The sequence below is a fragment of the Pseudomonas sp. B3(2017) genome, from assembly GCF_002113595.1.
GTDB classification, from domain to species: domain Bacteria; phylum Pseudomonadota; class Gammaproteobacteria; order Pseudomonadales; family Pseudomonadaceae; genus Aquipseudomonas; species Aquipseudomonas ekonensis.
Window position 1 is genome coordinate 180,329 of sequence record NZ_NEIU01000014.1, and the last position, 18,105, is coordinate 198,433.

Below are 18,105 nucleotides of genomic sequence, written 5' to 3' on the forward strand. Positions count from 1 at the left end.
GCGTCGTGTCGTTCGACATATCCATGTCTGTAACAGCGCTATCGCGAGCAGGCTCGCAACTGCAGGGATGTAGGTCTGACCGAGGATTTTCCGTGCGTTCACTGTTCTGGCGTATCCTGGCCAGCTTCTGGCTGGCCATCGCTCTGGTGGCGGGGCTCTCCATCCTGATGGGGCACATGCTCAACCAGGACGCGTGGATCCTCAGCCGCCACCCGGGCCTCAACACCCTGGCCGCCGAGTGGACGCAGACCTACGAAAGCCAGGGCGAAGACGCCGCCCAGGACATCCTTCAGCAGCGCAAGCGCCAGTACCACATCGACGTGCAGGTGCTCAACGAGAGCGGCGATCCGGTGGTGCGCGGCACCTTCCCGCGCCGCGCCGCCGCGTTCGAGGCCCGCCAGAACAACGACGACCGCCGCCTGCCCTGGCGGCGCCTGACCGACGAATACACCAGCGCCAAGAGCGGCGACACTTACCTGTTCATCTACCGCATCCCGCACCCGGAACTCGACGCCTGGCACCGCGAAAGCCTGCTGTGGCCGTTGAGCGCGCTGGGCATCGCGCTGGTGGTGCTGACCCTGTTCAGCCTGTTGGTGACGTTTTCCATCACCCGGCCGCTCAACCGCCTGCGCGGCGCCGTGCACGACCTGGGGCAGACGACCTATCAGCAGAACAGCCTGGCGCAACTGGCCAACCGCCGCGACGAGTTCGGCGTGCTGGCCAACGACTTCAACCGCATGGGCGCACGCCTGCAAAGCCTGATCGGCAGTCAGCGGCAACTGCTGCGCGACGTCTCCCATGAGTTGCGCTCACCCTTGGCCCGCCTGCGCATCGCCCTGGCGCTGGCCGAACGGGCCAGCCCCGAAGAGCGGGAAAGGCTGTGGCCGCGCCTGGCCCGCGAATGCGACCGGTTGGAGGCACTGATCAGTGAGATCCTGGTGCTGGCGCGGGTCGACGCCGACAACGCCAGCGCCGAAGACGTGGACCTGAACGCCCTGCTCGGCACCCTGCAAAAGGATGCGCAGCTCGGCTCGCCGGAGCAGGTCGTGCGCCTGGAGGCCGAACCGCACCTGGCGCTGACCGGCTGGCCGACCATGATCGAACGGGCCGTGGACAACCTGCTGCGCAACGCCCAGCGCTTCAACCCAGAAGGCCAGCCGATCGAATTGCAGGCGGCGCGCCAGGGCGAGCGAATCGTGGTCAGTGTGCGCGACCACGGGCCGGGGGTTCAGGACGAACATTTGAGCCAATTGGGCGAGCCGTTCTACCGCGCCCCAGGCCAGACCGCCGCCGGCCACGGCCTGGGCCTGGCTATCGCCCGCCGTGCGGCCGAACGGCACGGCGGAGCGCTGGTGCTGGCCAATCACCCGCAGGGCGGTTTCATCGCCAGACTGGAACTGCCCCTCGTGCCCGGCGCCGTCACCCAACCCTGACCCCCTGCAGGAGCCAGCCTGCTGGCGATGGCGGCGCATCAGCCCCATGACTTCTGCCTGACAGACCGCCATCGCGAGCAAGCTCGCTCCCACAGTGTCCGAGGTGTTCACAGATCCTGCATTCGCCCGCGATACCTGTGGGAGCGGGCTTGCCCGCGATGGCGGTGCATCAGCCCCATCATTCTTGGCTGACAGACCGCTATCGCGAGCAAGCTCGCTCCCGCAGTGTCCGAGGTGTTCACAGATCCTGCATTCGCCCGCGATACCTGTGGGAGCGGGCTTGCCCGCGATGGCGGTGCATCAGCCCCATCATTCTTGGCTGACAGACCGCTATCGCGAGCAAGCTCGCTCCCGCAGTGTCCGAGGTGTTCACAGATCCTGCATTCGCCCGCGATACCTGTGGGAGCGGGCTTGCCCGCGATGGCGGTGCATCAGCCCCATCATTCTTGGCTGACAGACCGCTATCGCGAGCAGACTCGCTCCCGCAGTGTCCGAGGGGTTCACGGGTTCAGTGTTCAGCCGAGATCCCTTGTGGGAGCCAGCCTGCTGGCGATGGCGCCGGCCAAGGCGCCGGGGATGCCGGGGCTCAGGCCTCGGCCGGCCAGGCGCTGACGAATTCGGTCAGTTCGACCTTCTCCGCCACCCGCGGCTCTTTCAACGGGGTGCCCAGGTACAGGAAGGCAATCACCTGTTCGTCCTCAGTCAGCCCCAGGCCCTTGGCGACGTGTTTCGAGTAGGCCAGCTCACCGGTGCGCCAAACCGCACCGATTCCCTGGGCATAGGCCGCCAGCAGGATCCCGTGGGCCGCGCAGCCCGCCGCCAGCAGTTGCTCGGATTTCGGGTACTTGACGTGATCCTGCAGTTTCGCGATCACCACAACCACCAGCGGCGCACGCAGCGGGCCGTTGCGCGCCTTGTCGATGGCCGCCTCGGTGACTTCGCCGTCCTGCATCTGCGCCGCCTCGGCCAGCAGCTCGCCCATCCGCTCGCGGGCGGCACCTTCGACGGTCAGGAAACGGTACGGCTGCAAGTGCCCATGGTCCGGCGCGCGCAGGGCGGCGCCGAACAGGGCCTCGCGCTGTGCGGCGGTCGGGGCCGGGTCGGTCAGTCGCGGAACGGAAACACGGTTGAGCAAAGCGTCGAGAGCCTGCATCGGCCACCTCCTGTCAAAAATGTCGGGCTATTCTAGCGGCAAGTGCCCGCTCGATGCCGGTTTACATGCCTTGCCCCGCGGGTAGAATGGCGCCCTTCCCCCTTCAGCCCGAGTGGATTTCATGGCGTTGCCGACCTTAAGGATCATTGGTTTCATCATCGGCATCTTCCTGATCACCCTGGCCATCGCCATGATCGTGCCCATGGCCACCTTGGTGATCTTCGACCGCACCGGCGACATGCCGTCGTTCCTCTGGTCGAGCATGATCACCTTCGTCGCCGGCCTGGCGCTGGTGATCCCCGGCCGCCCGGAGCACGTTCATCTGCGCCCCCGGGACATGTACCTGCTGACGGTCAGCAGTTGGCTGGTGGTGTGCATCTTCGCCGCGCTGCCGTTCCTGCTGACCCAGCACATCAGCTACACCGACTCGTTCTTCGAGAGCATGTCCGGCATCACCGCCACCGGCTCGACCGTGCTCACCGGCCTGGACAGCATGTCACCCGGCATCCTGATGTGGCGCTCGCTGCTGCACTGGATCGGCGGCATCGGCTTCATCGGCATGGCCGTGGCGATCCTGCCGATGCTGCGCATCGGCGGCATGCGCCTGTTCCAGACCGAGTCCTCGGACCGCTCGGAAAAGGTCATGCCCCGCTCGCACATGGTCGCGCGGCTGATCGTGGCGGCCTACGTGGGCATCACCATTCTCGGCAGCCTGGCGTTCTGGTGGGCCGGGATGAGCCCGTTCGATGCGGTCAACCACGCCATGTCGGCGATCTCCACCGGCGGTTTCTCGACCTCCGACCAGTCCCTGGCCAAGTGGACACAGCCGGCGGTGCACTGGGTGGCGGTGGTGGTCATGATCCTCGGCAGCCTGCCGTTCACCCTGTACGTGGCGACCCTGCGCGGCAACCGCCGGGCCCTGATCAAGGACCAACAGGTGCAGGGCCTGCTCGGCATGCTGCTGGTCACCTGGCTGGTGCTCGGCACCTGGTACTGGTGGACCACCAACCTGCATTGGCTGGACGCGCTGCGGCACGTGGCGCTGAACGTCACGTCGGTGGTCACCACCACCGGATTCGCGCTGGGGGACTACAGCCTGTGGGGCAACTTCTCGCTGATGCTGTTCTTCTACCTGGGTTTCGTCGGCGGCTGCTCCGGCTCGACGGCGGGCGGGATCAAGATCTTCCGTTTCCAGGTCGCCTACATCCTGCTCAAGGCCAACCTCAACCAGCTGATTCACCCGCGGGCGGTGATCAAGCAGAAATACAACGGCCACCGCCTCGACGAAGAGATCGTGCGCTCGATCCTGACCTTTTCGTTCTTCTTCGCCATCACCATCTGCGTGATCGCCCTGCTGCTGTCGCTGCTGGGCGTCGACTGGATGACGGCGCTGACCGGCGCCGCCAGCACCGTGTCCGGCGTCGGCCCCGGCCTTGGCGAGACCATCGGCCCGGCCGGCAACTTCGCCAGCCTGCCGGATGCGGCCAAATGGATCCTGTCGTTCGGCATGCTGCTGGGCCGGCTGGAGATCATCACGGTGTTTGTGCTGTGCATTCCGGCGTTCTGGCGTCACTGACCGCGCTCGGCGCGTCCAGCAGGCGCGCGCGGTAGTCGCCGGGGGTGGTGTCGAACCAGCGCCGGAAGGCGCGGAAGAAGTTGCTCGGGTCGGCGAAACCCAGCAGGTAGGCAATCTCCAGCAAGGTCATGTTCGGCTGCGCCAGGTACTGCTCGGCCAGTTCGCGGCGGGTGTCGTCGAGCAACTGCTGGAAGCTGGTGCCCTCCTCCTGCAGACGGCGTTGCAAGGTGCGCTGCGACAGGTGCAGGGTCTGCGCCACCGCATCGCGCTTGGGCTCGCCCTGGGGCAGCAGCCGGCACAGCACCTGGCGCGCCTTGTGGGTCACGCGGCTTTCGGAGAACCGCGCCAGGTACTCCCCGGCGAACCGGTCGTGCAGCAGCGCCATCGCTTCGTTGGCGGTGGGCAGCGGCGCTTCCATGTCGGCGCGCTCGAAGATCAGCGCATCGTACGGCGCGTTGAACACCAGTGGTGCGTGGAAGGCCTGCCGATAGGGCTCCAGGTCGTCCGGCTCGTCGCCCTGCACCAGCACCTTGCGCGGATGCAGGGTGCGCCCGGTCAGCCAGCCGCACAGGCTCAGTGCGCAGGCCAACGAGGCCTCGGCGCTCTGGCGGGTCGGCGGCAGGTGGTCGCCGTGCACCGTCAGGATCAGCGCATAGCCTTCATCGAGCAGGCGGAAACTCAGGTCGGCGCTTTCGGCGATGATCCGCTGATAACGCACCAGGCGCTGAAAGCCTTCGGCCAGGGTGTTGCTGGACATCAGCGCGTAGCCGGCGACATGGAAGGAGGCCGGGCGCACCACCTTGCCCATGTTCAGGCCGATCGCCGGATTGCCCGACAGCTCGACCGCCCGCTGCCACAGACGGGTCATGGAGTCCTGCGGGAAGCGTGCGTCCGGATCGTCCAGCGCCGCGTAGTCGAGCCCCAGTTGCCTGAACAGAACCCGGCAATCCAGGCCGTCCATTTCCAGTGCCTTGACAATCCCCATCGCCCAGCTTGATGAAGTCGTTCGTTCGCTCATGGCGTTTATTCTTAAATGACATGACGGGCCGCATACTACGGCGGATTTTCCAAGGATAGTAAAGTGGCGCCGATTGTCACTGGCCAGCACCGACGATCACTCTAGACTCAAATAGGCTACCCGCCGAACAACTCGCCATCAGAACAATAACCACAGAGATCGCAGTCGTGGACACGCTCAAGCCTTTCAGCAGCTTCGCCGAGTTCTATCCGTATTACCTCAGCGAGCACAGCAACAGTGCCTGCCGGCGCCTGCACTTCGCCGGCACCACACTGGTGCTGTTCATTCTGGCGCTGGCCATCGCCCAGGGCGCATGGCTGCTGTTGCTGGCACTGCCGCCGGCCGGCTACGGCTTCGCCTGGGTCGGGCATTTCTTTTTCGAGAAGAACCGCCCCGCCACCTTCCAGCACCCGTTCTACAGCCTGCTCGGCGACTTCGTCATGTACCGCGACATGATCCTGGGCCGCGTGCCGTTCTAGAACCCAGCAAACGAGGACGGCCGATGAACGCCAATGCCCGTTTCACCCACATGAAGGACGGCACCCAGGAAGACTGGGCGATCATCGCCGCCGATTTCAGCGCCTACGCCCGCCAACTGCCCGGCCGGATCCTGGCGCACCTCAAATTGCTGGAGGGGGATTTCGGCGGGTTCCCGGTGGATCGCCTCACCCACTCCTTGCAGACCGCGACCCGCGCCTGGCGCGACGGCCGCGACGAGGAATACGTGGTCTGCGCCCTGCTCCACGACATCGGTGACACCCTCGGCTCCTACAACCACCCGGACATCGCGGCGGCGATCCTCAAGCCGTTCGTCAGCGCCGAGAACCTGTGGATGGTGGAGAAGCACGGCATTTTCCAGGGCTATTACTTCTTCCATCACCTGGGGATGGACCGGCACCTGCGCGAGCAGTTCAAGGGACACGCGCAGTACCAGGCGACGGTGGAATTCTGTGCCCGCTACGACGCCGCCGCGTTCGACCCGGCCTATGACACGCTGCCGCTGAGCTTCTTCGAACCGATGCTGGAGCGGGTGTTCGCCGCGCCGAAGAATTCGATCTACAAGGCGGCGATGCAGGAACACACCCCGGCCTGAGTGACCTTGGGAACCGCTGCGCGGTTCATCGCCAGCAGGCTGGCTCCCACTTCGATTGGCGGCGACCACCGATTCTGCCTTCACCCCTGAACCCGGTGGGAGCCAGCCTGCTGGCGATGGCGTCAGTGCGGGCAGCTAGCTAGGCCAGCTCAGCCACCTTGGCCGCCTTCAACTGCGCCTCCCGCGCCTGCGCATCCGCCAACCGGTACAGCTCGATGGTGCCGTCCCAGTGCTCGATCAGGGCCGTGCACGATTCCACCCAGTCACCGCAGTTGAGGTAATCCACCTCGCCCACCTTACGGATCTCGGCGTGGTGGATGTGGCCGCAGACCACTCCGTGCAGCTCGCGTTTGACGCATTCGTGGGCGATGGCTTCCTCGAAGTCGCTGATGAAGTTCACCGCCGTCTTCACCTTGTGCTTGAGGTAGGCCGACAGCGACCAGTAGCCATAGCCGTACTTCGCCCGCCAATGGTTGAGCCAGCGGTTGAGGGTCAGGGTGAATTCGTAGGCCGAATCGCCGAGGAACGCCAGCCAGCGGTGATAGCGGGTGATCACGTCGAACTGGTCGCCGTGGATCACCAGCAGGTGCCGGCCATCGGCGGTGACGTGCACCGCTTCGTCCACCAGCTGGATGTTGCCCAGGATCAGCTTCGAATAGCGGCGCAGGAATTCGTCGTGGTTGCCGGTGACGTAGATCACCTCGGTGCCGCGCTTGCTCATGGTCAGCAGGCGGCGGATCACGTTGGTGTGCGCCTGGGGCCAGTACATGCCGCCGCGCAGTTTCCAGCCGTCGATGATGTCGCCGACCAGGTAGACCTTATCGGCATGGTAGCCCTTGAGGAACTGCGACAGGTGCTCGGCCTGGCAATCCCGCGTGCCCAGGTGCACATCAGAGATCCACAAGGTGCGCACCCGTTGTTTACGGCTGGGTCTGGCGAGCTCGGCGCTGGTCATGGACAACCCTCTGCAATGTTTTGCAAAGCTTGCGCCTGCGCGGTGAACCGACCATGACAACCGTGCGTCAGTCCCGTGACAGCGCACAAACGCCCGGGCGGTGTAGACTGAACGCCACTTCGGAGACCTGCGGCCATGCGACCGATCCTGACCCTGCGCCACTACACACACGATCTGATCGTCCACAGCCACGACCACGCGCAACTGGTGTTCGGCCTGTCCGGCGCGCTGGACTTCGAGGTCGAAGGCTGCGGCAGCCAGGTGCGCCAGCAGAGTTTCGTGGTGGTTCCCGGCGGTGCCCGCCACGCCTGCGGCAGCCCCGACGGCAGCCGCTGCCTGGTGCTGGACGTGCCCGAGGGGCCGTGGGTCGCGGACTCGCTGGGCGACCACGCCGACGCCAGCCGCCGCCTGCTCGAACGTCCCGGGCGCCTGACGCTGGACAGCGGGCAAAGCCAGTTGGTCAGTTGGCTGGCCAACAGCCCGATCGGCGATCCCCTGATCGCCCGCCAGGGCGCGGTTCTGCTGCTGGCCAGCCTGAACAGCGCCCGCCCCGCCGAACTCGCCGCACGGCGCCTGCCCTACGCGGCGCTGGATGCGCACATCGATCAGTACGCCGCCTACCCGTTGCAGGTGGCTGACCTGGCGCGGATCGCCGGCCTGTCCAGCGCCCGCCTGCACGCGCGCTTCGTCGCCGAATGCGGGCAGACGCCGATGGACTACATCCGCAGCCGCCGCCTGCACAAGGCCGCCGACCTGCTGCGCGAAACGGCCCTGCCCATCGGCGAAATCGCCAGCCGGGTCGGCTACAGCTCCCAGAGCGCCTTTGCCGCCGCCATGCTGCGCGAGTTCGGCGCCTCGCCCGGCACCCTGCGCCGCGAGGCCGGCGACAAAGGACAATAGTCTGCCGACAGACATCCCGGGCGTGGTGTCCCTAAACTGTCGTTGTGTTGAACCCGATTCCCAAGGATCGCAATGACTCCCCGCACAGCCCTCGGCGCCCTGCACATCGGCGCACTGATGTTCGGCCTGACCGGCGTATTCGGCAAACTCGCCGCCGCGACGCCTGCGGTCATCGTGTTCGGACGCGCCGCCTTCGCCGTCCTCGCGCTGGCGTTCTTCGCCCGGTTCGCCAGCCACAACGCCTGGCAACGGCTCCAGGCGGCGGACTGGCGCCGCCTCGCCCTCGGTGGCGTGCTGCTGGCCGGGCACTGGGTGAGTTTCTTCCTGGCGGTGAAGGTCGCCGGGGTGGCGATCGCGACCCTGGGCTTCGCCAGTTTCCCGGCGTTCACCGTGATCCTCGAAGGGCTGGTCTTCCGCGAACGTATCCGCACCAACGAAATCGTGCTGGTGGCGCTGGTGAGCGTCGGCCTGGTGCTGGTGACGCCGGCGTTCGACTTGGCCAGCGGCGCCACCGCCGGCCTGCTTTGGGCGATCCTGTCGGGCCTGCTGTTTTCCCTGCTGTCGCTGACCAACCGCGCCAGTTCCGGGCGCATCCCCGCAGTGCAGGCGGCGCTGTGCCAGAACGTGGTGGTGGGGCTGTGTCTGCTGCCGGTGGCGGCGCCGCAGCTGGGCGGCGTGCGGGCCATCGACTGGCTGTGGATCGCCCTGCTCGGGGTGTTCTGCACCGGCGTCGCCCACAGCCTGTTCGTGGCCAGCCTGGCCGTGATCAAAGCCCGCACCGCCGCTGTGGTGTTCGCCTTGGAGCCGGTGTACGGCATCACCGTCGCCTGGCTGCTGTTCGATGAAGACCCGACCCTGCGCATGCTGGCCGGCGGCGCGTTGATCATCGTCGCCATCGTGGTGTCGAGCCGGTTGTCAGGCGGTTCCGGCAAGAATGCCGTCGGGGCCCAGGCGCCGTCTCACTGAGTGCGGTCGTTGTGGCCGAGGTCGCGGTCAGGGTCGATCCGATCGCGCACCCGCTGCTTGAGCACCTTGGCCTCGGGGAAGCCGCCGTCCGCCTTGCGCTCCCAGATCTGCACGCCGTCGCAGGCGATGTGGAACACCCCTCCGGTGCCTGGCACCAGCGACACCTTGCCCAAATCGTCGGCGAAGGTGCTGAGCAGTTCCTGCGCCAGCCAGGCGGCGCGCAGCAGCCACTGGCATTGGGTGCAATAGGTGATGACGATTTCCGGTCGTGGGGCGGACATGTTCGCTGAAACTCCTGAGGCAGAGGGCGCCGCTATAATAGCCGGCTTTATCGCTCGCCCCGAGACTCACCATGCGTCGCCTTCTGATCTGCCTGCTGCTTGGTTTCCTTCCGCTGCTCGTCCATGCCGATGAAACGGCGCGGCCCAAGGTCGGCCTGGTGCTGTCCGGCGGCGCCGCCCGGGGGCTGGCGCACATCGGCGTGCTCAAGGCCCTGGAAGAGCAAGGCATCAAGATCGACGCGATCGCCGGCACCAGCATGGGGGCGGTGGTCGGCGGCCTCTACGCCTCGGGCTACAAGATCGACGAACTGGAGAAGCTCGCCCTGTCCATCGACTGGCAGCAGGCGCTGTCCGACGCCCCGCCCCGGGAGGACGTGCCCTTCCGGCGCAAGCAGGATGACCGCGACTTCCTGGTGAAACAGAAGCTCAGCTTCCGCGACGACGGCAGCCTCGGCCTGCCGCTGGGGGTGATCCAGGGCCAGAACCTGGCGCTGATGCTCGAAAGCCTGCTGGCCCACACCAGCGACACCCGCGATTTCGACAAACTGCCGATCCCGTTCCGCGCCGTGGCCACCGACATCGCCGACGGCGAGAAAGTGGTGTTCCGCAAGGGCCACCTGCCCCAGGTGATCCGCGCCAGCATGTCGATCCCGGCGGTGTTCGCCCCGGTCGAACTGGACGGCCGCCTGCTGGTGGACGGCGGCATGACCGACAACATTCCCCTCGACGTGGCCCGGGAGATGGGAGTCGATGTCGCCATCGTCGTCGACATCGGCACCCCGCTGCGCAACCGCAAGCAACTGGCCACGGTGGTCGACGTGCTGAACCAGTCCATCACCCTGATGACCCGGCGCAATTCCGAAGAGCAACTGGCGGCGCTGCACCCCGACGACGTGCTGATCCAGCCGCCGCTGGCGAGCTTCGGCGTCACCGATTTCGGCCGCGCCCAGGAGATGATCGACGCCGGCTACCGCGCCACCCGGATCCTCGACGCCCGCCTGGCCCGCCTCAAGCCCTCCCAACCCCAGGACACCGAACTGGCCGCCGCCCGCTCGCCGGGGCAACGTACGCCGGTGATCACGGCGATCCGGGTCGAGAACGACTCGAAGGTCGGCGACGACGTGATCCGCTACTACATTCGCCAGCACATCGGCGAACCGCTGGACCTGGGCCGCCTGCAGACCGACATGGGCACGTTGTACGGCCTGGACTACTTCGAGCAGGTGCAGTACCGCGTGGTGCACAAGGGCCCGGACCACACGCTGGTGATCAGCGCCCGGGGCAAGCGCAGCGGCACCGACTACCTGCGCATCGGCCTCAACCTGTCCGACGACATGCGTGGCGACAGCGCCTTCAATCTCGGCGCCAGTTACCGGGTCAACGGCATCAACCGCCTCGGCGCCGAATGGCTGACCCGGGCGCAGATCGGTGACAAGCAGGAGCTGTACACCGAGTTCTATCAGCCGCTGGATGTCGGCTCGCGCTACTTCCTCGCCCCCTACGCGGCGTTCGCGGCGCAGAACGTCGACTCGGTGCTCGACAACGACCCGATCGCCCAGTACCGCGTCGAGCGCTACGGCTTCGGCCTCAATGTCGGCCGACAGATCGGCAACAGCGGCGAGGTGCGGCTGGGCATCGGCGAGGCCTGGGGCAAGGCCGACGTGCGCATCGGCGATCAGAACCAGCCCAGCGAGCACTTCAACGAAGGTTTCTATGCGCTCAAGTACTCGTTCGATTCGCTGGACAACGTGTACTTCCCCCACGAGGGCGAGGACATCGGCCTGACCCTGGCGCAGTTCGAGCCGGGCCTGGGCTCCGACACCCGCTACCGGCAATGGGAGTTCAAACTGGACAAGGCCATGAGCCGCGGCCCGGACACCCTGGTGCTCGGCGGCCGTTACGGCCGCACCCTGGACGATGCCAACGTGGTGGTCTCCAGCTTTCTGCTCGGCGGCGCCCGGCAGTTGTCCGGGTTCCGCGAAGATGCGGTCTCCGGCCAGAACGTCAGCCTGATGCGCGCCGTGTATTACCGCCGCCTGACCCCGCGCTCGTTCCTGCCGCTGGACTTCCCGCTGTACGCCGGCGCCTCGCTGGAGCGCGGCCGGGCGTGGAACAACGACAACGAGTTCGACAGCGGCTACATCAACGCGGCCAGCGTGTTCATCGGGTTCGACACGCCGTTGGGGCCGCTGAACTTCAGCTACGGGCTGAACGATGCGAATGAGCAGGCGGTTTACCTGAATCTGGGGCAGACGTTCTGAGGCCGGCCTGGATTTTCTGCGGCGCCTGACCTGTCGCCATCGCCAGCAGGCTGGCTCCCACAGTATCCGAGGGGTTCACAGATTCGGCATTCGCCCGCAATACCTGTGGGAGCGGGCTTGCCCGCGATGGCGGAGTGTCAGTCCCAGTGGTTTGGCTGACAGACCGCTATCGCGAGCAGGCTCGCTCCCACAGTGTCCGAGGTGTTCACGGATTCTGCGTTCAGCCGCAATACCTGTGGGAGCCAGCCTGCTGGCGATGGCGCCAGCTCAGGCACCGCAGGGCAAGATCCAAAACGTCTCAGCGGATCCCCGCCAACAGCGTCCGCGCCGTCTGCCTGAGGGGTTCGTCGCCCTCCTTGAGCAACTCGTTGAGCAAGGCGATGGCGCTGTCGATGTCACCGTCGTCGATGCAGGTCTGGGCCTGCTCCAGTTTCCCGGCACCGGCCTGCGGCCCGGGCGGTTTGCCGGGGTCGCCGAACGCGTTGAGGAAGTCTTCGTCCAGCGTGGGTTCCTGCGGTTCGGCGATCCATTCCAGCTCCGCCGCTTCGGCCTCGGCGTCCTGGGGCAGTTCGAAATCCTGAGGCAGAATCTCCAGGCTGTCGCCCAGCGCGGACACCTCCTGCGCAAGCGCATCAGCGGGCCGTTCATCGTTCAGGTTCCAGCTCGAATCCATCGACAGATCGCCGTCGTTCAGCTCGAAGCTGTCCTCCGATGCCACCGGTGGCGCAGCCGCGACAAGCGGTGCTGCCGCCGTCACGGGCAAGACCGGCAGCGGCGGCGCGACAGGGGCCAGTTTCGGGCAGCGGCTGCGGATCTCCTGCAGCGCCGTCTCCGTCACACCCTGCCCGCGCAGGTGGCTTTCCTGTTCGTCATAGGCGGCGCCATCGCCCTGTCGACCCAGCACCTCAAGCAATTGCAGACCGAGATCGGCGCGCTCCGGCTCCTTGCCCAACGCGTCACGCAGCAGGCTGGCCGCTTCGCCCAGCCGCCCGTAGGCCAGATAGATGCCGACCGCCTCCAGCACCTGGCCGGCGCCGGATTCCTCACGGTGTTCGGCGGCGTGGTGAACCGCAGCGAGCGGGGATGCACCGGCCCCTTCAACCTGGGGCTCATTGCGCAGCGCAGGGGCCGGCCGCGCAGCCTGGGTTTGCGTCGTCTGCCGGCGCCGGCGAAGCACGAGCAGGCCGGCCACCAGTGCGCCCAACAGCACCAACAATCCGCCGTACAACGGCCAATCGCTCGACTCCTCCCGGGGTTCGACCGGAGCGGCGACCGGCGCCGGCGCGGGTGCCGCCACCGGCGGTGGCGGAGCCTGCTGAAGCTCGGTCAGGCGGCTTTGAAGGTCGCTGACTTGCTTTTTGCCGTCGGCGATCTGGACATCCTGGGCCTGAAGCCTGGCGTTCAGCTCATCGAGAGATTTCTGCAACTGCTGGTTCTGCAGGACGCTGGCCGCCAGTTGCTCGGCCAACGCGTCGCTGGCAGGTGCCGCAGGCGTGGCCGGCGCGCTGGCGGCCGGTTGGGCGGCAGGCTTGCCGGGGGCGGTGGGCGCAGGCGCCTCGGGGGTAGGAAAACCGGAGTCCTGGGCGCGCACGTCCGGTTCGTCGGTGGCCGGCACGATGCCGGGCGAGCCCGGCGGGTCGATCAGCACCGTGTACTCGCGCAGCAAGCGGCCGTTGGGCTGATTGACCTGCACCAGGAAATTCAGGAAGGGTTCGTTGACCGGTTTGCCGGAGGTCACCCGGATCAGCTTGCGCTCGCCCCGCAGGATCGGGGTGAACCTGAGGTCATTGAGAAAGAACACCCGCTCGACCCCGGCCCGGCTGAACTCGTCGGCCGTGGCCAGGCTGACCGACAGTTCGCTTTGGCTGAGCCCGCCGACGTCCAGCAAGGCGATGTCGGCCTTGAACGGCTGATCGAGGCCCGAATGCACGGTGATGTCACCGAGCCCCAGCGCCAAGGAGGCGGTTGACCAGACAAGCACGCCGGCCACCACCAGCGGGCGGGCGCAACGCAGTACCACGTGCCGACTTCCGAGCATGAGCATCCCTTATATAAGCAAAACCGACTTCTATGCGTTCGCACATCCGGTACGAACACGATATTGCCCAGTAGTTCTTATAGTCGGCCCAGCGCGATCCCTCAAAAAAACGGCACGGGGTTTTGCCTCAGGATTTTTCCAGGTTGCCCAGAATGTGCGCGTGAACGCGCATGCAGACCTTCAGATCCGCGTCGTCCACGCCCTCGAACAGTTCGTGGCGCAATTGCGTGGCGATGGTTTCGATCTGGTCGATCAACGGCCGGGCCGGGGGGCACAGCACGATCTTTTTCGCCCGGCGGTCTTCCATCACGGACTGGCGTTGCACCAGCCCCTGGCTTTCCAGGCTGTCGAGCAGGCGGGCCAGGGTCGGCCCTTCGACGCCGACGCTCTGCGCCAGCTCGCGCTGGGTCGGCGCCTCGTCGAAGCGCGCCAGGTGCAGCAGCACCAGCCAGCGCGCCTGGGACAGGCCCATGCCGGCCAGCCGGCGATCCAGTTCGGCACGCCACCCACGGGACATCTGCGCCAGTTGCATGCCAAAGCGGTGTTGATCGGTTAACGGCATAAAACACTCATGGTTAGACTGAAGAAATAGAAAAAAACTAATTATTAGTCAGCTAAGCATGACATTTGGCTATAGGCAAGAGGATGTCTTGCACTGAATCGTTACATCAAAGCAACGGGTCGTGTAAGCCCAGGCTCACATCTCGAATTCCGACTGCAGCGCCGCGCGCACGCAATAGAGCACGCCTTCCGGCACCCGGCTGCCGAACAGCGCCGCCACTTCGGCCACCGACGGCAGTTCGCCTTCGCCGTCGAGGAAGGCGTCGTGGACTTCGCCCATCAGTTCTTCCGGCAGATCCAGCGCCTGCTCCAGCGACAACTGCTGCTGACCGATGGCCTCGGCCAGCATGCTGTAGACGTTCTTTTCCGAGCACTGCAACTGGCCGGCGATCTGCAGCGGCGTCATGCCGGCGCGGGCCAGGGTGATCAGCTCATGCCGCACGTCGGCCACGGCCTTCGGCGTTTCGGCCTCGCCGCCAAGCACTTCGAGGAAGGCCTCGCCGTAGCGCTCCAGCTTGCGGGCGCCGACGCCGCTGACCCGGGCCATTTCCGCCAGCGTGGTCGGCTGGCTGCGCAGCATTTCCACCAGGGTCGAATCGGGGAAGATGACGTAAGGCGGCACGCCGTGCTCCTGGGCCAGCTTGCGCCGCAGGGTGCGCAGGGCTTCCCACTGCTCGCGCTCTTCGGCACGCACCAGTTGGCTGGCCGGGCTCTTGCTGAGCCCCTTGGCGCTGACCTGCGGCTTGAGGTCGCGGCGCAGCTCCAGGGTCACCTCGCCCTTGAGCAGCGGCCGGCAGGTGTCGCTCAGGCGCAGGCCGCCGTACCCTTCGTGGTCGACGTCGGCCAGCCCCCGGGCCACCAACTGACGGAACAGCGAGCGCCATTCGCCCTCGCTCATCGCCTTGCCGACGCCGTACACCGACAGGTGCTGATGGCCGAAGCTGCGCACCTTTTCGTTGTCCTTGCCCAGCAGCACATCCACCAGGTGGCCGACGCCGTAGCGCTGGCCGGTGCGGTAGATCGCCGACAACGCCTGGCGCGCAGGTTCGGTGGCGTCCCAGGTCTGCACGCCGTCGACGCAGTTGTCGCAATGGCCGCAAGGCTCGGGCATGTCTTCGTCGAAATAGGCCAGCAGCGCCTGGCGGCGGCAGCGGGTCTCTTCGCAGAGCGAGAGCATGGCGTCGAGCTTGTGCTGCTCAAGGCGCTTGTGGCGCTCGTCGCCTTCGGAGTTCTGCAGCATCTGCTTGAGCATCACCACGTCTTGCAGGCCGTAGGCCATCCAGGCATCCGCCGGCAGGCCGTCACGGCCGCCGCGCCCGGTTTCCTGGTAGTAGGCCTCAAGGGACTTGGGCAGGTCCAGGTGGGCGACGAACCGCACGTTGGGCTTGTCGATGCCCATGCCGAACGCCACTGTGGCGACCATGATCAGGCCTTCCTCGTTGAGGAAACGCTGCTGGTGGTACGCGCGCAGGTCGTTGGGCAGGCCGGCGTGGTACGGCAGCGCCGGGAACCCTTGCTCGGTGAGGAACGCCGCGACTTCCTCGACCTTCTTGCGCGACAGGCAGTAGACGATGCCGGCATCGCCGCGCCGCTCGCCGAGGAACGCCAGCAACTGCTTGCGCGGCTGCTCCTTGGGCACGATGCGGTAGAAGATGTTCGGCCGGTCGAAGCTCGACAGGAAACGCTCGGCGTTCTGCAGGTGCAGACGGGTGACGATCTCTTCGCGGGTGCGCTTGTCGGCCGTGGCGGTCAGGGCGATGCGCGGCACGTGGGGGAACATTTCAGCCAACTGGCCCAGTTGCAGGTATTCCGGGCGGAAGTCGTGGCCCCATTGCGACACGCAGTGGGCTTCGTCGATGGCGAACAGGGCGATGTCCAGGCCTTGCAGGAAGCTCAGCATGCGCGGCTGCACCAGGCGTTCGGGGGCCAGGTAGAGCATCTTCACTTCGCCGCGGCGGATCCGCGCCGCCAGGTCGCGCTGCTGCTCGGCGCTCAGGGTGGAGTTCAGCGCGGCGGCGGCCACGCCCAGTTCCTCGAGGGTGGCGACCTGGTCGTCCATCAGCGCGATCAGCGGCGACACCACCACCGCCAAGCCTTCGCGCAGCAGCGCCGGCACTTGGAAGCACAGGGACTTGCCGCCGCCGGTGGGCATCAGGACCAGGGCGTCGCCGCCGCTGGCCACGCGCTCAATGATCGCACCCTGGCGGCCACGGAAACTGTCGTAGCCGAAGATGTCCTTGAGGACGCGCTGAGCCTGTTCGAGCATAGAAACTCCAAAAATCACCGAAACATCCCTGCACAGGCTGGTTCAGGGCAGCCGAGGCTGCTTAAACAAAACGTAAGGGCGCATTGCATGATCATCGTCATGCCGGCAGGGATCGCAAAGCGCGGCAGTATACCCGAGCGTCTCCCTGCGCAGGGCGCCGCTGAGAAGCCGGTTGCACGAAACCTTGGGATAACACAAAACCTGTGGGAGCTGCGGTGCGACGACTCGACTTGCCAGCGATGACGTCGGCACCTTCAACATTAATTCCGACATTGCCACCGCTATCGCTGGCAAGCCAGCTCCCACAGGGCCTGTACCGTGAACCGGGATTTCAGGCAAATCTGCCGTGCGGCTGGCTTGAGGGCTCAAGAAGGCCTAGAATTCCCGCATTGTTTATTCCCCCAAGGTAGCCCCGTAATGTCCTTCGCTGAGCAACTGACCCGCCTGCAAGTCTTCCTCGACGCCGACGAGCTGCATGAAGAGGCGCTGGATTACGTGGCCGCCCACGGTTACCTCACCGCCCTGTCGATCTGCTCGGACGTGGTGCCGGACCGTGAATGGATCGACGCGCTGTTCGCCGAAGAGCCGCACTACACCAGCGACGCCCAGCGCGAAGAGATCGAAGCCACGCTGATCGGCCTCAAGGCCCACATCGCCCGCCAACTGGCCTCCGACGAAGAGTTCGAGCTGCCGTGCGACCTGGACCTGGGCGACGAGCCGGACGACTCCGAGCTGCGCGGCTGGTGCATCGGCTTCATGGAAGGCGTATTCCTGCGTGAAGAGGCCTGGTTCGAGACCGCCGAAGACGAAGTCAGCGAAATGCTCCTGCCGATCATGGTCGGCTCGGGCCTGTTCGACGAGCAGCCGGAGTTCGAGGACATCGCCAAGGACGCCAACCTGATGGACGACATGATCGTGCAGATCCCGGAAGCCCTGACCGCGCTGTACCTGCTGTGCCAGGCGCCGGACGAAAAACCGGCGATCCTCAAGCCTCGCCACCACTGAGTTCCCGCCTATGGACAACCCCATAGGCAACCGTCCCCTGATGCTGCGCTACCTCCTGCTGGCCGTCGGCTGGCTCAGCGTGGCATTGGGGGTGATCGGGATTTTCCTGCCCGTCCTGCCCACCACGCCTTTCCTGCTGCTCGCGGCGGCCTGCTTCGCGCGCAGCTCCGAGCGCTTCTACCGCTGGCTGGTGGAGCACCCGAAGCTGGGCCCGTGGATCCGCGGTTACCTCGACGGCAACGGCATTCCGCTCAAGGGAAAGGTCTACGCCATCGGGCTGATGTGGGCGAGCATCCTGCTGTCGTGCTATCTGGTGCCGCTGCCTTGGGCCCGGGGGTTCATGCTGACCAGCGCAACGCTGGTGACGGTCTACATCCTGCGGCAGAAGACCCTGAAAAAAACCTGACCTGCGGCGAGGGCGCTTGCTCCCTCGCCGCAGGCGCATGACCGCCGGTCGCAAACCCGCCCGCCCCTGTCAGATCTGACAGTAGCCAGTCTTCCCCCTTCCGGCTTCCAATGACCCCGTCGCCCACCCGCACCGGAGTCTTTGCCATGCTCATCCAGCCCCTGCGAGCCGTCGCCCCCCTGGCCCTGCGCGA

Annotated in this window: 16 protein-coding genes; 9 read left to right on the top strand and 7 right to left on the bottom strand. The window is 66.2% G+C overall.

What is annotated here, in order from left to right:
• Positions 1–92 precede the first annotated feature (92 nt).
• Positions 93–1,433 (top strand): HAMP domain-containing sensor histidine kinase, encoded by a 1,341-nt coding sequence (locus CAG33_RS20455; RefSeq protein ID WP_085577865.1) that lies wholly within the window; start codon positions 93–95, stop codon positions 1,431–1,433.
• A gap of 586 nt (positions 1,434–2,019) precedes the next feature.
• Here CAG33_RS20455 and CAG33_RS20460 read toward each other — a convergent pair.
• Positions 2,020–2,586, bottom strand: a complete 567-nt coding sequence (locus tag CAG33_RS20460) for a nitroreductase family protein (protein WP_085577866.1) — start codon at positions 2,584–2,586, stop codon at positions 2,020–2,022.
• 121 nt (positions 2,587–2,707) lie between these two features.
• Here CAG33_RS20460 and CAG33_RS20465 point away from each other — a divergent pair, with 121 nt between their 5' ends.
• Positions 2,708–4,162 (top strand): TrkH family potassium uptake protein, encoded by a 1,455-nt coding sequence (locus CAG33_RS20465; protein ID WP_085577867.1) that lies wholly within the window; start codon positions 2,708–2,710, stop codon positions 4,160–4,162.
• Here the strand turns inward: CAG33_RS20465 and CAG33_RS20470 are convergent.
• The gene (locus tag CAG33_RS20470; RefSeq protein ID WP_170930045.1) at positions 4,119–5,180 is read right to left on the bottom strand and encodes an AraC family transcriptional regulator; all 1,062 of its coding nucleotides are present in this window, start codon (positions 5,178–5,180) and stop codon (positions 4,119–4,121) included. The genes CAG33_RS20465 and CAG33_RS20470 overlap by 44 nt on opposite strands.
• 167 nt (positions 5,181–5,347) lie before the next feature.
• On the opposite strand from CAG33_RS20470, the gene CAG33_RS20475 reads away from it, so the two are divergent.
• Positions 5,348–5,659, top strand: coding sequence for a DUF962 domain-containing protein (locus CAG33_RS20475; RefSeq protein ID WP_085631090.1), 312 nt, complete (start codon positions 5,348–5,350; stop codon positions 5,657–5,659).
• 23 nt (positions 5,660–5,682) lie between these two features.
• Entirely contained in the window at positions 5,683–6,273 is a 591-nt protein-coding gene (locus CAG33_RS20480; RefSeq protein ID WP_085640337.1) for an HD domain-containing protein, read from the top strand.
• A gap of 139 nt (positions 6,274–6,412) precedes the next feature.
• Here the strand turns inward: CAG33_RS20480 and CAG33_RS20485 are convergent, their stop codons facing one another.
• Positions 6,413–7,228: a UDP-2,3-diacylglucosamine diphosphatase gene (locus CAG33_RS20485; RefSeq protein ID WP_085577871.1), complete on the bottom strand. Its 816-nt coding sequence runs from the start codon at positions 7,226–7,228 to the stop codon at positions 6,413–6,415.
• A gap of 135 nt (positions 7,229–7,363) precedes the next feature.
• Here CAG33_RS20485 and CAG33_RS20490 point away from each other — a divergent pair, with 135 nt between their 5' ends.
• Positions 7,364–8,128, top strand: a complete 765-nt coding sequence (locus tag CAG33_RS20490) for a helix-turn-helix domain-containing protein (protein WP_085577872.1) — start codon at positions 7,364–7,366, stop codon at positions 8,126–8,128.
• A gap of 72 nt (positions 8,129–8,200) precedes the next feature.
• Positions 8,201–9,094, top strand: a complete 894-nt coding sequence (locus CAG33_RS20495; protein WP_085631088.1) for a DMT family transporter — start codon at positions 8,201–8,203, stop codon at positions 9,092–9,094.
• On the opposite strand, the gene CAG33_RS20500 is transcribed toward CAG33_RS20495, so the two are convergent.
• Positions 9,088–9,375, bottom strand: coding sequence for a SelT/SelW/SelH family protein (locus CAG33_RS20500; protein ID WP_085577874.1), 288 nt, complete (start codon positions 9,373–9,375; stop codon positions 9,088–9,090). The genes CAG33_RS20495 and CAG33_RS20500 overlap by 7 nt on opposite strands.
• Before the next feature lie 71 nt (positions 9,376–9,446).
• Between CAG33_RS20500 and CAG33_RS20505 the strand changes: the two genes are divergently transcribed.
• Positions 9,447–11,636, top strand: a complete 2,190-nt coding sequence (locus CAG33_RS20505; RefSeq protein WP_085577875.1) for a patatin-like phospholipase family protein — start codon at positions 9,447–9,449, stop codon at positions 11,634–11,636.
• Between the two features lie 298 nt (positions 11,637–11,934).
• Here the strand turns inward: CAG33_RS20505 and CAG33_RS20510 are convergent, their stop codons facing one another.
• From CAG33_RS20510 to recQ, 3 genes are all read right to left on the bottom strand, one after another.
• On the bottom strand, positions 11,935–13,674 hold the full coding sequence (locus CAG33_RS20510) for a FimV/HubP family polar landmark protein (RefSeq protein ID WP_085640341.1): 1,740 nt from the start codon (positions 13,672–13,674) through the stop codon (positions 11,935–11,937).
• 127 nt (positions 13,675–13,801) lie between these two features.
• Positions 13,802–14,236, bottom strand: a complete 435-nt coding sequence (locus CAG33_RS20515; protein ID WP_085577876.1) for a MarR family transcriptional regulator — start codon at positions 14,234–14,236, stop codon at positions 13,802–13,804.
• Positions 14,237–14,371: 135 nt separating this feature from the next.
• Positions 14,372–16,501, bottom strand: a complete 2,130-nt coding sequence (gene recQ, locus CAG33_RS20520; RefSeq protein ID WP_085577877.1) for a DNA helicase RecQ — start codon at positions 16,499–16,501, stop codon at positions 14,372–14,374.
• A gap of 417 nt (positions 16,502–16,918) precedes the next feature.
• On the opposite strand from recQ, the gene CAG33_RS20525 reads away from it, so the two are divergent.
• Together CAG33_RS20525 and CAG33_RS20530 are read left to right on the top strand one after the other, a co-directional pair.
• Positions 16,919–17,506 (top strand): YecA family protein, encoded by a 588-nt coding sequence (locus CAG33_RS20525; protein WP_085577878.1) that lies wholly within the window; start codon positions 16,919–16,921, stop codon positions 17,504–17,506.
• Between the two features lie 10 nt (positions 17,507–17,516).
• Complete coding sequence (locus CAG33_RS20530; protein ID WP_085577879.1) at positions 17,517–17,912, top strand: YbaN family protein; 396 nt, start codon at positions 17,517–17,519, stop codon at positions 17,910–17,912.
• Positions 17,913–18,105: the final 193 nt, after the last annotated feature.

What these genes read in the sequence shown, in the direction of transcription:
- CAG33_RS20530 (WP_085577879.1), top strand. Translation starts at nt 17,517, where the DNA reads ATGGACAACCCCATAGGCAACCGTCCCCTGATGCTGCGCTACCTCCTG.
- CAG33_RS20490 (WP_085577872.1), top strand. Translation starts at nt 7,364, where the DNA reads ATGCGACCGATCCTGACCCTGCGCCACTACACACACGATCTGATCGTC.
- CAG33_RS20505 (WP_085577875.1), top strand. Translation starts at nt 9,447, where the DNA reads ATGCGTCGCCTTCTGATCTGCCTGCTGCTTGGTTTCCTTCCGCTGCTC.
- CAG33_RS20460 (WP_085577866.1), bottom strand. Translation starts at nt 2,586, where the DNA reads ATGCAGGCTCTCGACGCTTTGCTCAACCGTGTTTCCGTTCCGCGACTG.
- CAG33_RS20480 (WP_085640337.1), top strand. Translation starts at nt 5,683, where the DNA reads ATGAACGCCAATGCCCGTTTCACCCACATGAAGGACGGCACCCAGGAA.
- CAG33_RS20495 (WP_085631088.1), top strand. Translation starts at nt 8,201, where the DNA reads ATGACTCCCCGCACAGCCCTCGGCGCCCTGCACATCGGCGCACTGATG.
- CAG33_RS20470 (WP_170930045.1), bottom strand. Translation starts at nt 5,180, where the DNA reads ATGAGCGAACGAACGACTTCATCAAGCTGGGCGATGGGGATTGTCAAG.
- CAG33_RS20485 (WP_085577871.1), bottom strand. Translation starts at nt 7,228, where the DNA reads ATGACCAGCGCCGAGCTCGCCAGACCCAGCCGTAAACAACGGGTGCGC.
- CAG33_RS20525 (WP_085577878.1), top strand. Translation starts at nt 16,919, where the DNA reads ATGTCCTTCGCTGAGCAACTGACCCGCCTGCAAGTCTTCCTCGACGCC.
- recQ (WP_085577877.1), bottom strand. Translation starts at nt 16,501, where the DNA reads ATGCTCGAACAGGCTCAGCGCGTCCTCAAGGACATCTTCGGCTACGAC.
- CAG33_RS20515 (WP_085577876.1), bottom strand. Translation starts at nt 14,236, where the DNA reads ATGCCGTTAACCGATCAACACCGCTTTGGCATGCAACTGGCGCAGATG.
- CAG33_RS20465 (WP_085577867.1), top strand. Translation starts at nt 2,708, where the DNA reads ATGGCGTTGCCGACCTTAAGGATCATTGGTTTCATCATCGGCATCTTC.
- CAG33_RS20510 (WP_085640341.1), bottom strand. Translation starts at nt 13,674, where the DNA reads ATGCTCGGAAGTCGGCACGTGGTACTGCGTTGCGCCCGCCCGCTGGTG.
- CAG33_RS20500 (WP_085577874.1), bottom strand. Translation starts at nt 9,375, where the DNA reads ATGTCCGCCCCACGACCGGAAATCGTCATCACCTATTGCACCCAATGC.